We start from the raw sequence: 17,325 nt of genomic DNA on the forward strand, positions 1-17,325 counted from the left end.
AGACGTGCTCCCTCTCATGCTATTCTCGTTAACTCGGAATCAAGAGTTGAGGAGAAGGAAACCGACAGCCACACCGATGATCGGGAGGGCCTCAACCAAACCGATACCGATGAACATTGTTTGACGAAGTTCGTTCTTGAGTTCTGGTTGACGTGCTTGCCCTTGTACTGTTCCGTATACGATCAAACCGTTACCGATACCAGCTGCGAGTGCTCCAAGTCCGATAACAAGTGCTGTTGCGAGAAGATTAAGTTGTTCCATTGTGTATATTCCTCCTAAAAGTTAAGTAAATAATTTGATTGTAACGCTTTGGCGAGATGTCCGAATCAATGTTCGGCCGAAGCTTTGTGCCCGATGTACACCATTGCAAGCGTCAGGAAAATGTAGGATTGGATAACCCCGATAAAGATTGAGAAACCTTGCCATAGAATCATTGGGAAGACCGCAAAGATTGCACCGAGCGGGTTGAGTGCGCCTTCGGCTGTAATCGCGAGTCCCAAGATGATGGTAATCATGATTTCACCGGCAAAGATGTTACCGTATAGACGCAAACCGAGCGTCAACGTGTTCGCAAACTCCTCGATCAATTTGATCGGAAGCAAGAACCAGACTGGTTTTACGAATTCCGCCGAATAGTGTTTCAATCCGTGCAGTTTCACCCCGTAATAGTGCGACATTGCAACGACGAGTGTCGACAACGCCAAGGTTACGTAAGGATCGGCTGTCGGTGAGTTGAACCACAAATAGTGTCCGGAAATGACGTTAAACGGTAGACCCATCAAGTTTGAGAAGAGAATGAACAAAATCAACGTCATCCCAAATCCAATAAAGCGTCCTCCTGTCTTCCAGTCCATCGCACTTGCGATGATTCCACGTACGAACTCCGCGAAGAATTCCATGAAGTTTTGTTTGCCAGTCGGCTTCATTGCCAAACGTCTTGTCCCCCAAATGGCGAATACGAAGACGAGTAACGCTGCAACTAGCACTGTAATGACGTTCGTCCAGCTCCCGTATAACGTATAGTCCCCAAAGTGCAGAGAATATGTGGGAAACTCATGACCCATTAATATTCACCTCTTTTCCTGCTGAGCTGGGCAAGTGTAAACTCGCCAAATTGTATGATGTGGCCGGCGATTAGACCAGTTACCACCGCGATGACGGACACTCGATCCTCGTAGAGAAGACCGACTATCACTGCTAACGCACCGACCGCCATTCTTGAAACGGTCCCGTGCGACTTTGGTCGTCGTCCATGCTCGATGACGTCATACATACGTATGACACTTCGATTCTGCATATGTAGAATGATGAGACTCCCGACCCCGCCGATGAACAATCCGAGAAAAACGGCTTTGTACATCGGGACGATGAAGGCGCCAACTAACAAAATTGCAAACCAAATGGTAAACCATTTCGTATAACGCTTCATCAACTCTTTTTGTGCTTTTCTGTCTGCTTGAATCGTATTCATTCGTCCTCTCCTGTCAATAAACTCCGAAGGGTGAGAACTAGCGCCGTAACCCCGAACACGAGTCCAAGGATAATCGACACATTCCAACCAAACGTGCCCCAAAATTCACGTCTTTCGCCGTACTGTCCGACGAGATAACCGATGACAATCGGTCCAGCAAGTGCTGTCGAGATTTGTGAAGCGAGCGAGGCATAGGATAGATAACGATTGTCTTTTTTCGCCATCCAAATCCCCCTTTCGAGTCTCACGTGCTCCCTTGTTCTTCACGAATTCACACTCGCGTGACCATCAAAAGTCACACAAGTTCAGAGTAATAGAAATGGCATAAGAAGTCAATGAATTTCACAATTATAAAAGCGCTTTAAATCAATTCGTATCAATAGTTTTACGCACTTCATAAACTAAACGATCAAAGCACTTTTTTAAGAAAGTGTGAAGAAACGTTGAAATAAAAATGTTGACTTTATAACATTTCACAAACGGAATCAGATGAAGAATAGTTCAGTTATACCCCCACGTTTTGGAAAATTCAATCGGTAAACGCTTACGTTCACAAAGAGTTACGAAACGTCTGTTGACTTCATTTTGAAATCGTTTTCAACGTCCTGTATCAGTATACCGAGGATGTTTTTACCATGTCGAGCGATTTCGCCCATTTTTTTGTGAGGAATCTCATACTGTTCAAAATCCCTTTCTCAATCCTGGTTTTATATTCGAAATCGAGGGATTCTGTTTAAATAAGAAAGAATAGATAAATTCCATCCCAGTTCGCCATTCTTCTCGCTCTAGTTTTGTGTCTATTTTGTGACATCCGTAAATGATAAATATTATTCAGTGTCAATCGTAAAAAAAGCGAGAATCGCATAGGCGATTCTCGCTTTTAAGTCATTACTTCGTACCAAACAAACGGTCACCCGCATCCCCAAGTCCAGGAACGATATAACCGTGGTCATTTAATTTTTCATCGAGTGCAGCAAGATAGATCTCTACATCCGGATGTTCTGCTTGTACACGCTCTACGCCTTCTGGTGCTGCGCAGAGGCATGCCAACTTGATTGACTTCGCTCCGTGTTTCTTGAGTGATGCAATCGCATCAACAGCCGAACCACCTGTCGCGAGCATCGGGTCAACAACGATAAAGTCGCGTTCTGTGACGTCTGTCGGAAGTTTCAAGTAGTATTCGTGTGGCTCAAGTGTTTCCGGATCGCGGTAAAGACCGATATGACCGACTTTTACGTTCGGCATCATTTTGAGGAACCCATCCACCATACCAAGTCCTGCACGTAAAATAGGGACGATTCCCAATTTCTTGCCGGCAATCATCTTTTGAGTGGAAACAGAGACCGGTGTCTCGATTTCTACGTCTGTTAGGGGTAGGCTGCGCGTGATTTCGTATGCCATAAGTGAAGAAACTTCGTCGACGAGTTCACGGAACTGCTTCGTCCCCGTCTCTACTTTACGCATAATCGTCATTTTGTGCTGAATCAAAGGATGGTCATAAACATGTACTTTTCCCATCTTGCTTCACTCCTCTCTCATTCTCTCTCGAGCATTGTACCCTAACTCTGTTGAGATGGGTAGAGCCAACTTCTATTTTATCAAAGGTCAGACGCCACTTATGGTTGAATGACCTGGAAATAATCATTTCCCGGAAGTTCATACGATTGAGATGTGTGTTGATCGACTAAATAGAGTTCTGTTTCCGTTTTCCATACGTCAAAGGATTGCTCAGTCAATTCTTCATACAAATGCAAGTCTCCGATTTTGACAGCTGTAGACGTTTTTTCATGCGGCTGAATATGAGACAAGGCGTCAAACAACTCTTGCGTTTTTGGTCCGTCTAGCCAGATTGTATCTTGTTCCGATTCAAAAACCGCCAAGCGCGTTTCCCCTTCGGCGGGGCGCGTGGACATCTTGTTTGTAACAGGACGGCGGACATGTCCCCAAATTTCAAGGACCGTTCCATATGTTTTCGATAACGATAACGACGTCTCTTCAGCCACACCCCCTTCAATCGGTCGGTCCGATAAGATGATGCGTTTCATGAGTTCGCGATGATTTCCCTTTAGTGAAATCTCTTCTTTCGGATCGACTTTCATATAAGGAGCCTCATATATATTCGGTAGGACGAGTTGTTTGAGCGAGGACGTCTCTCCGATTTGTAGGGTGAGACGATCATCGGCCCGTCTCGTCAAGAAAACATACCCTTCATTCTCTCCGCTTTGAAACGGGAATAGTTTTGGTTCAATGATCGGGTCAAGTGTACGCCCGTTTCGAATCGTCTCGAACGTCACATAGATCGCTCCCGTATCCGGTGTCGTATAACGGAAAGCCGAATCGGGCATCACTTCTTCATGCGTCTCGTTCAAGGTGAACGTACTTGTAATCGATTCAAGGTCATCGATGCGCTCAAACTCTATTGTCGAGACCACTTTCGACTCTTGAAAATGATCTGGTTCGAGTGCTTCAAACGCTTGAATCGGCTCCACGGCAAACGTTCGCTCCATCAACTCATTGCTGTTCGCACAGGTGACATAACGTTCATCCCCCGCCGCAAAATATTTCACCGTTTTGGAACCGAGTACTTCATAGAGCGGATGATGAAATGTCACTTCCGCCACCTTTGCTCGTCGCTCTGGTAAGACATCTGTCGGACGACGCTCACAGTATGTAAGTAGCTTCTCTTGTGTCTGTTTCATTAACGGTATCTCAGGATCTTGCTCGACTCGATAGGAAGACAAAGGACGTAATTCAATCGCGTTCAACGTCTCGGCACCACATCCACTCAACAAGATACAACTGAGCAAGATTCCCCAATACGTACGCATTGATGTTCCTCCTCATTCCCAATTAGGTGGAAACCACCTAAATTTTTCTTGTACATCATAACATAGAACCTATTTTTGTGATGATTTCAGAATTATTACGTTTCTGACGATTTGACGAAAGCGGTCCAACTCATTTTATGCTTCAACGTCTAGCAACAAAAAAAGAACTAATCCATCAAGAGATTAGTCCTTTTTATCACTTCATTAGTCATCTTCTCGCTCATCCTCGGATGAGTCATCTTGAGATGAGTCGTCCTGCGAAGAATCATCTTGTTCATTCTGGTCGTCCTCTGATTCACGATCGACTTCAATGACCGCCCCATCTTGATTTAGCTCAAGTTTGACAGGGTCGCCGACACGCGGAGTGTCATCATCGATTTCAGAACGTGCGGCAAGTGGATATACGTTGTCTTTCCCATCAATCTTAATCGTGACTTCTTGATTTGTTAGTTTGACGAGCGTGCCGTAAATATACGCATCATCATCACCACTCTCACGGTCCACTTCCTTCACTTCATCATCTCGGTTCAATTCGAGTTTTACCCGGTCACCCACTTGCGGTGTATCGTCATCGATTTCATGTGTCGCCGCTAAAGGGTATGTCGACTCTTTTCCATTGAAGCTGATGGTGACATCTTCTTTCGATAACTTCACGAGCGTCCCGTATAGTTCATAGTCGTCTCCATCTCCCACTCGCGCTGCTGACGAATCATCTGATGCGCTACTTGAGCCATCCGATGTAGCAGGGTCATCTGGGTTGCCCGTTGATCGATCGTCACTCGCTTGATTGATTGCTTGTGGAACAATGACCGTATCCGTCTGATTCCCGTTTACGTAAAATCCAATTCCAACAATTGCCATGACAGCTAATAATGCGCCGATAATCCAACCGATGCGTTTCATGTTTGTTTCCTCCTCATGATGTGTTCTTCTTATTTTCATCATAAGCCTCTTCCGTGAGAGCATATTTAAGGCTTCATTAGAAGTTGATGAGAAAATGCGAAATATTCATCATCGAGTCAGGAAAAATATACTGCCATCCGGATGATTCGATCTACTCCCGATCGTCCACTCATTCAAGTCCGCCACTTCTTTCGCAATCGCGAGACCAAGACCACTCCCACTGCGATCGCGCGCTTCATCTAATCGGTAGAATCGATCGAACAGCCGATTCCTCACATCATCCGAAAGAATCGGTCCTCGATCGCGTACCTCAATTCGATCACTCTTCAAATGAAGGCTCGTCTCTTCCGCATACTTCAAACTATTGTCTAATAGGATGACAAGAATCCGCTGTAACGACTCACGATGACCAAACCAGCTTCCTGTAGCTTCAATAGGTAAATGGACGCCGTGCGACCGCAAAAAACGTTCTCCTATTGATTCCCCAAGTTCAGCTAAATCGATTTCTTCTCGCTCTACCTGTTCGAGTGCAGCAAATCGATTCAATTCGAGCATAGGTTCAATCAAATCATTTCGCATTTGACGCGACTCCGTTAAAATATGGTCAATCGCTTCGGCACGTACACTCTCATCTTCTTGTCCCCATCGTTGTAATAACTTCGCATAGCCCTCGATGACGGTCAACGGTGTCTTGAGTTCATGTGAAACATCGGCGACGAAACGACGTTGTTGCTCCATCGTCCCTTCGACTCGCTCGATCATATGATTAAATCCGTCCGAAAGAGTCGTCACTTCATCCTTTCGGTCAGCCACTTCGATTGTCTCTAACTTACCGGACTCCGTGATCCGTTCCATCGTCTCTGTCAATCGGCGTAACGGTGACAGACCTTGACGTAAAATCCACCACGTCCCTAGGAACGTCAAGAGAACGGCAAGGAAGAACATGACGAGAAAAATGGTTGCGAGCGCTTGAATCGTATTGCTCACATCTCGATCCTGAAAGCCGAACGCTAGTCCATCCGTCGTCGCGACCACAAACCAATCATCGATGAGGGCCGGTTCCCCATAATTGATGGGAAACGTCGTTCCGTCTGGCACTTCTCCCCCGATGATTCCCCATTCACCGTTTTCTTGACGTTCTAACACGACACTGTCCTCATGAAGCGACAATACCGCATCGCTATTCCGGACATCTTCTTCCAAGAGATTCAACGCCTGCAGTAACACGTCAAAACGCGAATCGACAATTTCCTGTCTGGCGACGAACCAGGTCACGCCAAAGGAGACGAGAAGAAGCAACAACATGAACCCTGTCATCGCCCACGCAATTTTTGTTCGTAGCATCGGTCACTCACCACGCTTCAACATATAGCCGACACCGCGAACCGTTTGAATCCAAGAGCCGGTCAGTTTTTTCCTTACGTATCGGACATACACGTCCACGACATTCGTATCCCCATAGTAGTCGAATCCCCACACGTGTTCGACGAGTTGGTCACGCGTCAAAACACGCTCCGGATTCTCTAAAAAGAAGACCAACAAGTCAAACTCACGTCGAGTCAAATCTACTTTCTTTCCGTCACAATATACTTCATGACGATTCACGTCGACAGTCAATGTTTCGTACGTCAACACCTGTTCAGAATGGTCCTGACGAACAAGCTGGCGCATTCGTAAAAATGCCCGAATTCGTGCGAGCACCTCTTCTATTTCAAATGGTTTCGTGATGTAATCATCTGCACCAAGATCAAGACCACTCACTTTGTCGTATCGATCACCACGGGCCGTCACCATCAGAACCGGTAACAAAGGTCGCTCTTCTTTCAGACGACGGACCACCTCGAGTCCACTCATTTGAGGTAACATCACGTCAAGCAACACGAGGTCGACATCGTCAGCGAGAGCTCGTTCCAAACCGGTACGACCGTCTGTCGCCACCATGACCGCATACCCCGCATGCTTCAATTCCAACTCCAGTAATCGCGCAATCTTCGAATCATCTTCTACGACGAGAATCGTCTGCATCCTGCTCACTCCTTTGAAAAAACGCCGAGCAGTTCGCTCGACGTATTGTTATTCATTTCCCGAATTCAATCCGCAAAAAACAGACGAACGCCTTCTGGAACGGCTTGCTCGATTCGTCTTTCTAAATCATCTTCCCATTCATCCCACTTCGTATCGACTTGTTCCATCTGCTGTTCGACTTCCAGCGCCGCTAGCGATAGTTGCGACAGGCTGGATTGTCCAGGTGAAGTGAAGAACAAAAATCCGGCAAGTCCGATTCCCATAAGTCCGATCGCCAATAAAGTTGTTCCAATGGTTTTCATTACACGTTTCATACACGCATCCCTCCTACCTCAAATCATACGACAGGAAAACGAGAAATCGTGGTGTACTTCATTAGAATTTCATGAGAAAAGGCGCTACTCATGTAGCACCTTATTCTTCGAGCACGGACTTCGCAATCGGTGCCCAATACGTCCCTTCCATCTCAGAAACGGTCGTCAACGTTTCACGGTACGCCGGGTCATTCGCTTTTTTCTCGGCAATCCCTTTCATCCAAAGGACATCTGCCTTGTAACCAGATTCTGGATACGATTCGAGATAAGCTGCATAGTCCGCAATGTCCGCTTGTCCCAATTTATTGTCGACAAGAAGTCGATAAAACCCAACTGCTTGTTCTTGTCCGACTTTCGCTTTTCCACCTAATAGGCGGTCGGCTTTTTCATACTGTTTATCTTGAACAAGTGCTTCTACCTCAGCCAGCGGTACAACATCCGTTGATGTGTCCGGTGCTTCTTCAGTTGATTCCTTTGGCTTCTGTTCGTCCGAATCTTGAAGTTTCTCATTCTCTTCTTCGAGTCGGGCGACTTCTGCCTCGAGCTCTTCAAGGCGTTCTGCGAGTGCTTCTTCTTCCGTTACGGTCTCGACAACGACTTCGTCCGGCTCGTCCGGCGAGACGACGGGCGGTTCGGCATCTGGCCAAAATATGAGCGCTCCAGCCGCAAGACTGACCACTAGCGGAAGTCCAAGCCATTTCTTATCGAGCTTGAACGCCTGTCGCCACTCGGCTAAATCAGAATGTTGGATGACAGCCGACGAGAACGAACGAAAGCGGCGCTTGGCCGCTTTTCTTCCGTTCGCCTTCACTTCTAGCGCAAGACCTAGTCGATGGAAAGCAGCAGGCACTTTCATCCCGAGGAGCGGCACGATTCGTTCGCTCGCTTCTTCATAATAGCCATGGTCGAGGAGCGTCGTGATGACACCAAACTCACTGGCGACAAGACGGAAAGAAGGATCGTATTCCCCTTTACGAGCCAACCATTCTGTCATATCGAACAATGGAAGTTCGGATAGCTCTCGTTCTGCTAGTGTCCGAATATCCATTGACTCAGCCTCGTTCAGGGTAAAGCGGGAACTTCGCCGTTAACGATTGCACGTCTTGAAGTGCTTCCGCGATTACCGCCTCGTCTTCATGTTGTTTCAGCACACGCCCGATGAGACGTGCCACTTCTTTCATATCCGCTTCTTTGAAGCCACGAGTCGTCATCGCAGCCGTTCCAAGACGGATTCCGCTTGTGACAAACGGTGATGCTGGGTCGAATGGAATCGTGTTTTTATTGACCGTGATTCCTGCTGCATCCAATGCATGCTCAGCTGCTTTACCTGTGATGTCGATTCCTCGAAGATCGACAAGCAAGAGGTGATTGTCCGTTCCGCCCGATACGATTCGGAGCCCCTCTTCTTCAAGGCCTGCCGCAAGTGCTTGTGCATTCGCAATGACTTGACGTTGGTAATCTTTGAATTCCGGTTGGAGTGCCTCACCGAACGCGACCGCTTTTGCCGCGATGACGTGCATGAGCGGTCCTCCTTGAATCCCTGGGAAAATCGACTTATCGATCGCTTTGGCGAACTCTTCTTTACAAAGAATCATCCCTCCACGTGGTCCACGGAGCGTCTTGTGCGTCGTCGTCGTGACGAAATGCGCATGTTCGACCGGGTTCGGATGCAGACCTGCTGCCACGAGTCCAGCAATGTGCGCCATATCGACCATAAGATAAGCATCGACACTGTCCGCGATCTCACGGAACTTCGCGAAGTCGATTGTACGTGGGTATGCCGACGCTCCCGCAACGATCAATTTTGGCTTATGTTCCTTCGCAAGTGCAGCGACGACGTCGTAATCGATGTGTTCTGTCTCTTTGTCTACACCATATTCGACGAAGTTATATTGCACACCTGAGAAGTTGACCGGGCTACCGTGCGTCAAGTGACCACCATGAGACAAGTTCATTCCGAGAACCGTATCTCCTGCTTCAAGCACCGTGAAGTAGACTGCCATGTTCGCTTGTGCACCCGAGTGTGGTTGTACGTTCGCATGTTCTGCACCGAACAATTCTTTCGCACGGTCACGCGCCAAGTTCTCAGCGACGTCGACAAACTCACAGCCACCGTAATAGCGGCGTCCCGGATATCCTTCTGCATATTTGTTCGTCAATACGCCTCCTTGCGCTTCCATGACCGCTTCTGAAACAAAGTTTTCTGAAGCGATGAGTTCGATGTTGTCGCGCTGACGACCGAGCTCGTGTTGCATTGCCTCAAATAATTCCGCATCCTGCACTTTCAACTTCGTCGTGTTTACCATGTGAAGACCCCCTCTAAATGTCTAAAAATCAACACCCCCATCGTACCACACGCTTGTTTTTTTGGGTATCGCAATAATCTGATGAAAAGTTGGGTATCATTAATAAGAATGTAACTGTGAGGAGGCCATTTATGATTGAGACAAAAGAACTGACGATCACACCGTTCGAACGGACACGAACGGTCCGAATCTACACACCTGCCGACTACGAGACTTCCGAAAAACGATATCCGGTCCTCTACATGCACGACGGACAGAACTGTTTTGATGACGAGGATGCGAGCTACAACATGAGCTGGCGCGTCGGTGAATATTTAGACGCCTCGAAGCGTGACTTGATTGTCGTCGCCCTCGATAGTGCACCAGGCGAACAACGACTCGATGAGTATGGACCGTGGGAAAACCCTTATATCGGTGAGAGTTTGCTCGGAAGTGACATCGTGCTCGGCGGGCAGGGTTCGGCGTATATCGAATACATCGCGCAGGAATTGAAACCTCAAATCGATGCTGACTATCGGACGATTCCGGAAGAAACAGCGATGATGGGAAGTTCGATGGGTGGGCTCATCTCGATATATGCAGCATGTGTATATCCAGACGTCTTCAAGCGTGTCGCTTCCCTGTCCTCTGCATTTTGGTTCAACCAAACCGAGCTGGAACAATTGATTGAAGCGAGCGATTTGAAGGGCGTCGAGCGTCTTTACTTGGACGTCGGCGCAAAAGAAGTCGAGGAACCGATCGAAAATGGACCGACGAACGAGATGTATTGTGAGTCGAGCGAACGCGTGTACAACTTGTTAAAAGACAAGGTCGAACACATCCGCTTCGAAGTGATTGAAGAAGGAGTTCACAACGAGCTCGCCTGGCGTGAGCGTTTCCCGATGGTCATCTCCTATCTTTTTGGAGAAGATTTATAATTTGAACAAAAAAAGCATCGCATTCGGTCGAAAAACCTAAATGCGATGCTTTCTTCATTTATTTGGATACTGAGCCCGTGGCCCACCAATCAGTTTCGGTCTCGTGACTGCGAACGTGACGTACGCCTCTCCGAGATGCTTCGATGATAACCGAACCGGTATCGCGACCGGTTTCAAATGCATCCCAATCAATGTCGAGCCGATATCAATCCCGGCATCTGCTTGAATCGATTCGACGACACATGGTTCATCAAAGTTGGCATAAGCCTTCTCTGACATCGCTCCGCCCGCGGACCGGATCGGGACGACCGTCACTTCTGTGAGACCGAACTGTTTGAGTGTCCGGCGCTCAACGGTGAGGGCACGATTGATATGCTCACACCCTTGAAACGCCAAATGGACACCTGTCTTCTTTCTAAATTCAAGGAATGCTTCCATCAATTCGCTTGCGACATCAATGGAACCTGCCTTCCCAATCGTTTTTCCGAGCACTTCACTCGTCGAGCATCCAATGACGAGAATGCGCTCATCATTCAAAGGGAACCGTTCGTGAAGCTCCGTCAAAAATCCGAGAAGTTCCGTCTTCATTTGACTCACTTCGATTCGTAAGCACTCATCTTGTCGACACGGTTTGAATGGCGACCGCCTTCAAAGTCCGTATCGAGCCACGTCGTCACCAAGTCGAGTGCAAGACCAGGTCCGATGACACGCTCGCCCATCGTCATGATGTTCGAATCGTTATGCTGACGTGTCGCTTTTGCACTGAATGAATCATGGACGAGTGCCGCACGAATCCCTTTGACTTTGTTCGCCGCAATCCCGATTCCGATTCCCGTACCGCAAATCAAAATCCCACGATCGAATTCACCTGCCGCTACCGCTTCTGCGACCGGGATGGCCACATCCGGGTAGTCAATCGAGTCCGCTGAGTGCGTCCCGAAATCTTTATACTCATGTCCGAGTTCCTCAAGCAAGGCTACGATTTCTTTCTTCAAGTTGAAGCCGCCATGATCAGCGCCAATTGCAATTTTCATTCGTTCATTCCCCCGTCTTCTTTGGTAGGCGTCTCGGTGGTTTCGTCACCTTTGACCCATCATTCGTTAATTTTAACACAAGTCGATTCACGAGTGGTTCGAGCTCGTTTCGCACCTGGCGATACACATTCATCGAACCGCCGAACGGATCGTTGATGTCCCGTTCGAGTCCCGTCACGAATTCATAGAGCGTGTACGTCCGCTCAGACAAATCCGGGTATGTATCCCGAATTTGTTCACGGTGTGCGCGTGTCATCGTCAAGATGATATCCGCCCAATTCCCTAACACTTCATCGAACGTCTGGGTGACATGATCGAGCTCAATCCCACGTTCTCTGAGAACTTGCAGTGCGTTTTCTGAAGCATCGAATCCTTGCATCGTCCGTAGACCAGCTGAGCGAATATCAAACTCATCCCCGGTCATCTTCGAACGGAGCAAGGCCATCGCCATCGGGCTTCGGCACGTGTTGCCACTACATATGAATAATACGCGTTTCATTGACATCGCGTGTCCTCCTCTATGTCTTTAGGCATCTTTCGTCGGGTGCACAATCTTTCCGCCCGCCGCTTTGTATAAACGGTTATAGACGGCAAGTGCGACTCCGACAGGTTCAATCGTGTTCACATAAATCTCATCCACGTCTGTTTCATCAAATCGACGAAGCGCGTCGTATAAACGTTGCGCCGCCACTTCCATCGAGGTCCCAAGTGAATACGTGACCTCAGCCGGTGTCGGGTTCTCGTCGAAGACGAGTGCACCGATTCGCAACCCCGCTTGCTTCCGCTCCTCGATGACACGTTCTAAATCTTTGCGTGTGCCATCGACTAAAAAAACAGGTGCCGTTGGGGCATAGTGCGTGTACTTCATTCCCGGCGATCGTGGTGTGGCTTCATCGTTACTCAAATTGGCATCTAAGGCGACCGGTCCAATGACAGCTTCCATTTCTTCTCGCGTCACACCACCTGGTCGTAAAATCGTTACCGTGTCCCCCGTACAATCCACAACGGTTGACTCGACTCCGATTCCGGTAGGACCCCCATCCACGATTCCTGCGATTCGTCCGTTCAAATCATCCGCGACATGTTGAGCAGTTGTCGGCGAAGGTCGTCCGGAACGATTCGCACTCGGAGCCGCAAGCCCTAACCCTGACTTACGAATCAACTCGAGTGCTGCCGGATGATTCGGCATCCGGAGTCCGATGGAATCGAGGCCTGCGGTCACGAGCGAAGAGGCTCGTCCGTTTGAAGGCAAGATGATCGTCAAAGCGCCTGGCCAAAACGCATCCATTAAGCGTTTGGCAACAGGAGGAATCGAATCGACAAACAAACTCGTTTGGTCAATTGAAGCGATATGGACGATGAGCGGGTTATCCGACGGACGACCTTTTGCCTCAAAAATCTTTCGAATTGCCACATCGTTCATGGCATCTCCAGCGAGACCATAGACGGTTTCTGTCGGCATGGCGATGATTTCACCCGCTTGAAGAAGACGTACCCCCTCTTCAATCTCATTCGAATTAATCCATTTCGTTTCCATACGCAATCCCTTCCCTTACGGCATAGACGATACGGTCCTTGCCGTTTATATCTTTTAAAATACCCGTTTCTGCTTCAGGATAACGTTCAGACAGTAATGATTTCACATCTTGTCCTTGGTTATACCCGATTTCAAACGCAATCAAATGCCAATCGGCACGTAAGACGCGCACCGATTCCAATATTAATTGCCGATACATGTCGAGCCCATCCTTCCCTCCGAAGAGCGCAAGGTGCGGTTCGTAGCCGACGACCGTCTCATCTAACAGCTCATCGGCCTCGATGTAAGGCGGATTTGAGACGAGAACGCGAATCGAGTGGTCCGCAATCGGTGCGAGCCCGTCTCCTTCATAAAACCGTACAGTTGCGCCAAGTGTGGCTGCATTTCGTTTAGCGACTTCAATCGCCTCACGCGAAATATCGACCGTCTGTACACGTACGCCGAGCTCGAGGCTCAAGGTAATCGCAATGGCCCCGCTTCCTGTCCCGACATCGACAATCTCATCATCCTTAATGTGACGAAGTTGCCCAAGTACCCAGTCGATCAACTCTTCCGTTTCTGGTCTCGGAATCAACACATCCCGGTTCACTTCAAACGAGCGCCCGTAAAACGGAGCATGTCCAATCACGTGTTGTACCGGTTCTCCGATCAATAAACGCTCGATTCCCGTCTCGAACCGTGCCGCTTCATCTGAAGACAATTCATCCGACAAACGAACGAGGAGACCGGTGCGATCGACTTGCAACACATGCATGAGCCACCATTCGGCAGCCGCACGGTCGCGCCCAGCTTCAACTAGTCGTTCTTCCGTCTGCTTAAGTAGCGCGGCAATCCGCATCATTCCGCATCCTCCATGAGACGTGCCTGTTCGTCCATGATGAGTGCGTCGATAATGTCTTCGAGTTCACCTGCTAGGACACGGTCTAACTTCTGAAGGGTCAATCCAATCCGATGATCTGTGACACGACTTTGTGGGAAGTTGTATGTGCGGATTCGCTCGGAACGGTCACCTGTTCCGACAGCCGATTTTCGTTGCGCAGACAACTCTTCCATATGTTCGCTTTGCATTTTGTCATACAGGCGTGCTCGAAGGACCTTCATCGCCTTATCCTTGTTTTTATGCTGCGACTTCTCATCTTGACATGATACGACGAGCCCTGAAGGAATGTGTGTCAAACGGACAGCTGATTGCGTCGTGTTGACCGATTGTCCCCCTGGACCAGATGAAGTGAACGTATCAACTCGTACATCTTTCATATCGATATGCACTTCGACATCCTCTGCTTCCGGAAGAACGGCAACCGTTGCTGTGGACGTATGAATTCGTCCGCCCGATTCAGTCGATGGGACTCGCTGCACACGATGGGCTCCGTTCTCAAACTTGAGCTTTGAATAGGCACCTGCCCCGTTGATCATGAACGTGACTTCTTTAAATCCACCGAGTTCGGTATAGTTCGCGTCAATGAGTTCCACTTTCCAATTTTGACGTTCAGCGAATCGCGTATACATCTTATATAAATCTCCTGCAAAGAGTGCCGCTTCGTCTCCGCCTGCTGCTCCTCGGACTTCGACGATAACGTTCTTGTCATCGTTCGGGTCTTTTGGAAGCAATAAAATCCGCAGTTTCGCTTCTAGCTCTTTGACTTCTGGCTCGAGGAGGTTCATCTCTTCTTTTGCCAATTCACGCATGTCGGCGTCGAGCGTCCGGTCTTCAAGCATCGTCTTCGCTTCCTTGAAAGCTGTACTTGTTTCTTTATACTGACGATACATCTGTACCGTCTCTTCTAGTTGTGCCTGCTCTTTCGAATATTGTCTCAACTTCGTCGAGTCACTGAGCACCTCAGGATCGGCGAGCATTTCATTCAATTGCATGTAACGATCTTCTAATACACTTAAACGGTCAAACATGATGATCCGTCCTTTCTCCGTCAAATCAAACTCTATCTATTATAGCAAAAAAACGGACCGCCGAGGGCGGTCCGTCAATTCATCAGTCTACCACCGTATGGCGGACCGGATGTGGTTTATTCGGTACATCATGACAATGTCGGCATCGTGGTTCGTAAGACTCGAAAGCCCCGACCAAGATGACCGGGTCCTCATACCGAGCAGGTTGCCCATCGATCAGACGTTGTGTCCGCGAAGCAGGCGCGCCGCATGACAAACAGATGGCCTGTAGTTTCGTCACGAACTCCGCGCGTGACAACAGTTCAGGCATCATCGTGAACGGTTCGCCTCGAAAGTCCATATCGAGCCCAGCGCAGATGACGCGTTTGTCTTCGTTCGCAAGTTGTTCGATGACGTCTACAATTCCTTCATCAAAGAATTGCACCTCGTCAATCGCGATGACCTGTGTTTCTTCACGAACGGCATCATACAAGTCTTGGCTTGATGCGATTGGCACGGCCACGACCGAGTTCCCTGTGTGTGAGACGACGTTCTCTTCATGATACCGGTCGTCGATTGCTGGTTTGAACACTTGGACCGGAATCTTTCCATAATGAGCACGGCGGACTCGGCGAATCAATTCCTCCGACTTCCCCGAAAACATACTCCCACAAATCACTTCAATCCAACCATATCGGTTCGTCACATGCATCATTGTTCTTCGCCCTCTCCATCGATAATCGCTTTCCGATTATACCTATCTTTCGAGTTGAGGAAAAGGGTTGACTTCTCCTAAATACTGATTGAAAGAACTCCGTCCTTTATTCATCAGCGTTCGCCTCTTTTTGTTCATCGATTAATTTCAATTTTCGCGCAAGCGGTCGAATCGTGAGACCGTGCAGTGTAACGGAAATGAAGACGAGACCGAGTGTGAGCGGCAACATTTGCTTCGCATCGTCAATCCCGAGATGCGCGACTTCTTCAGCAAAGAATCCCGCGACCGTCATCGCGACAATCCCGCGTGGGGCAATCCAACCAATGAACCCTCGTTCCGCTAGCGGCAAACCTCCACCGACGGTCGACAAGTAAATCGCAACTGGGCGAACCAAGAACAGGATGCCCGCAATCGTCAAGAGAAGCGGCCATTGGAAAATATTCAACAGCTCTGCCCGAGACAGGGAAGCCGTCAACAAGATGAAGACAGATGAGATGAGCAAGATTGAAATATCCTCTTTGAATGATTGCAGTTCTTCGATGATTTCTTCATCCCGATGTTTCGTATTGGCCATCGTCATCCCCATCGCCGTAACGGCGAGCAGCCCGACTTCATGCATCATAAGCTCACTGAGTGAGAATAAGATGAGGACAGCCGTCAACGTAACCGAGGCACGGAGATAGCGAGGTACTTTTTCTGCCACAAACCATCCCATCAAGAGATGGCCGAACAAGTAACCGAGTCCAATCCCTACAATACAGGCACCTGCAAAGAGGAGTTGCATCCATAAATCCATACCTTCATATACGATGTATCCAAGTCGAACGACGAAGAGCCCGAGTAATGCTCCAACAGGGTCGACAATGATGCCTTCCCATTTCAAAATCGCTCCGACTCGATCTTTCAAGTGTGCCTGACGCAACAACGGAATGACGACAGTCGGACCCGTCACGACGAAGAGCGCCCCCATCGTCCAGGCGACGACCCAATGTAACCCTCCTACATATTGAATGAGTAGCGACATCCCGACAAATGAGAGCGCGACTCCAATCGTGACAATCCGGACGATCGACCTCCGGAACTGATTGATTTCGCTAAAGTGAAGCCCAAGACTTCCTTCGAATAAGATGATGGCGACCGCAAACGAAATGATCGGACTATATAAATCCCCTAATAATTCACGCGGATCGAACAGCCCGAGGATCGGACCCGCCAATACTCCAGCGAGCGTCATAATGATGATTGCCGGGATTTGATAACGCCATGCCAACCATTGAGACATGATGCCGACCCCGATCAACAAGCTAATACTAATGAGTATAAATTCCATAACGGCCCCCTCACGACATACTTTCGTCTCTTTACCCGTGTCGATGCAACAAAAAACC

The 17,325-nt window shown here is 48.6% G+C and carries 21 protein-coding genes; 1 reads left to right on the plus strand and 20 read right to left on the minus strand.

Translation table 11 applies throughout. The features are described 5' to 3' along the window. Positions 1-39: 39 nt before the first annotated feature. The 12 genes from atpE to glyA form a co-directional block, all read right to left on the minus strand. Positions 40-261 carry a F0F1 ATP synthase subunit C gene (gene atpE / locus GVY42_RS08635; protein WP_012727360.1) on the minus strand — a complete coding sequence of 74 codons (222 nt, stop codon included), beginning with the start codon at positions 259-261 and terminating at the stop codon, positions 40-42. Positions 262-326: 65 nt separating this feature from the next. Next, entirely contained in the window at positions 327-1,064 is a 738-nt protein-coding gene (atpB, locus tag GVY42_RS08640) for a F0F1 ATP synthase subunit A (RefSeq protein WP_074035724.1), read from the minus strand. Beyond that, entirely contained in the window at positions 1,064-1,471 is a 408-nt protein-coding gene (locus GVY42_RS08645; RefSeq protein ID WP_074035722.1) for an ATP synthase subunit I, read from the minus strand. Before GVY42_RS08645 ends, atpB begins: the two co-directional genes overlap by 1 nt. Continuing rightward, positions 1,468-1,695 carry a hypothetical protein gene (locus GVY42_RS08650; RefSeq protein ID WP_012727363.1) on the minus strand — a complete coding sequence of 76 codons (228 nt, stop codon included), beginning with the start codon at positions 1,693-1,695 and terminating at the stop codon, positions 1,468-1,470. Before GVY42_RS08650 ends, GVY42_RS08645 begins: the two co-directional genes overlap by 4 nt. A gap of 664 nt (positions 1,696-2,359) precedes the next feature. Continuing rightward, entirely contained in the window at positions 2,360-2,989 is a 630-nt protein-coding gene (gene upp / locus GVY42_RS08655) for a uracil phosphoribosyltransferase (RefSeq protein WP_012727364.1), read from the minus strand. A gap of 98 nt (positions 2,990-3,087) precedes the next feature. After that, complete coding sequence (locus GVY42_RS08660) at positions 3,088-4,299, minus strand: hypothetical protein (protein WP_159562973.1); 1,212 nt, start codon at positions 4,297-4,299, stop codon at positions 3,088-3,090. Between the two features lie 204 nt (positions 4,300-4,503). Beyond that, positions 4,504-5,202, minus strand: coding sequence for a hypothetical protein (locus tag GVY42_RS08665; RefSeq protein ID WP_159562974.1), 699 nt, complete (start codon positions 5,200-5,202; stop codon positions 4,504-4,506). A gap of 108 nt (positions 5,203-5,310) precedes the next feature. Then, complete coding sequence (locus GVY42_RS08670; protein WP_159562975.1) at positions 5,311-6,546, minus strand: cell wall metabolism sensor histidine kinase WalK; 1,236 nt, start codon at positions 6,544-6,546, stop codon at positions 5,311-5,313. A gap of 3 nt (positions 6,547-6,549) precedes the next feature. Then, positions 6,550-7,227 carry a response regulator transcription factor gene (locus GVY42_RS08675; RefSeq protein WP_012727368.1) on the minus strand — a complete coding sequence of 226 codons (678 nt, stop codon included), beginning with the start codon at positions 7,225-7,227 and terminating at the stop codon, positions 6,550-6,552. A 65-nt stretch (positions 7,228-7,292) separates the two neighbouring features. Further along, positions 7,293-7,541, minus strand: a complete 249-nt coding sequence (locus tag GVY42_RS08680; protein ID WP_031422247.1) for a hypothetical protein — start codon at positions 7,539-7,541, stop codon at positions 7,293-7,295. A 100-nt stretch (positions 7,542-7,641) separates the two neighbouring features. Continuing rightward, a complete protein-coding gene (locus GVY42_RS08685; protein WP_159562976.1) occupies positions 7,642-8,589 on the minus strand; it encodes a hypothetical protein in 948 nt (315 codons plus the stop codon). Between the two features lie 4 nt (positions 8,590-8,593). Further along, complete coding sequence (glyA, locus tag GVY42_RS08690; RefSeq protein WP_159562977.1) at positions 8,594-9,847, minus strand: serine hydroxymethyltransferase; 1,254 nt, start codon at positions 9,845-9,847, stop codon at positions 8,594-8,596. Between the two features lie 131 nt (positions 9,848-9,978). Between glyA and GVY42_RS08695 the strand changes: the two genes are divergently transcribed. Beyond that, positions 9,979-10,764 (plus strand): alpha/beta hydrolase, encoded by a 786-nt coding sequence (locus GVY42_RS08695; RefSeq protein WP_159562978.1) that lies wholly within the window; start codon positions 9,979-9,981, stop codon positions 10,762-10,764. Positions 10,765-10,818: 54 nt separating this feature from the next. Here GVY42_RS08695 and GVY42_RS08700 read toward each other — a convergent pair whose 3' ends face one another. The 8 genes from GVY42_RS08700 to GVY42_RS08735 form a co-directional block, all read right to left on the minus strand. Further along, a complete protein-coding gene (locus GVY42_RS08700) occupies positions 10,819-11,352 on the minus strand; it encodes a TIGR01440 family protein (protein WP_201302252.1) in 534 nt (177 codons plus the stop codon). 5 nt (positions 11,353-11,357) lie between these two features. Further along, entirely contained in the window at positions 11,358-11,798 is a 441-nt protein-coding gene (rpiB, locus tag GVY42_RS08705) for a ribose 5-phosphate isomerase B (protein ID WP_012727380.1), read from the minus strand. A 4-nt stretch (positions 11,799-11,802) separates the two neighbouring features. Continuing rightward, on the minus strand, positions 11,803-12,303 hold the full coding sequence (locus GVY42_RS08710) for a low molecular weight protein arginine phosphatase (protein ID WP_012727381.1): 501 nt from the start codon (positions 12,301-12,303) through the stop codon (positions 11,803-11,805). Positions 12,304-12,324: 21 nt separating this feature from the next. Continuing rightward, positions 12,325-13,335 (minus strand): L-threonylcarbamoyladenylate synthase, encoded by a 1,011-nt coding sequence (locus GVY42_RS08715; RefSeq protein ID WP_159562979.1) that lies wholly within the window; start codon positions 13,333-13,335, stop codon positions 12,325-12,327. Further along, complete coding sequence (gene prmC, locus GVY42_RS08720) at positions 13,316-14,176, minus strand: peptide chain release factor N(5)-glutamine methyltransferase (RefSeq protein ID WP_159562980.1); 861 nt, start codon at positions 14,174-14,176, stop codon at positions 13,316-13,318. The genes GVY42_RS08715 and prmC overlap by 20 nt, the downstream gene beginning before the upstream one ends. After that, positions 14,173-15,243: a peptide chain release factor 1 gene (gene prfA, locus GVY42_RS08725; RefSeq protein WP_159562981.1), complete on the minus strand. Its 1,071-nt coding sequence runs from the start codon at positions 15,241-15,243 to the stop codon at positions 14,173-14,175. Before prfA ends, prmC begins: the two co-directional genes overlap by 4 nt. Before the next feature lie 82 nt (positions 15,244-15,325). After that, positions 15,326-15,937, minus strand: coding sequence for a thymidine kinase (locus tag GVY42_RS08730; RefSeq protein WP_159562982.1), 612 nt, complete (start codon positions 15,935-15,937; stop codon positions 15,326-15,328). A gap of 106 nt (positions 15,938-16,043) precedes the next feature. Continuing rightward, positions 16,044-17,267, minus strand: a complete 1,224-nt coding sequence (locus tag GVY42_RS08735; RefSeq protein ID WP_159562983.1) for a sodium:proton antiporter — start codon at positions 17,265-17,267, stop codon at positions 16,044-16,046. Between the last annotated feature and the right edge of the window lie 58 nt (positions 17,268-17,325).

The sequence above is a fragment of the Exiguobacterium sp. 8A genome (genome assembly GCF_902506275.1).
GTDB lineage: Bacteria > Bacillota > Bacilli > Exiguobacteriales > Exiguobacteriaceae > Exiguobacterium > Exiguobacterium profundum.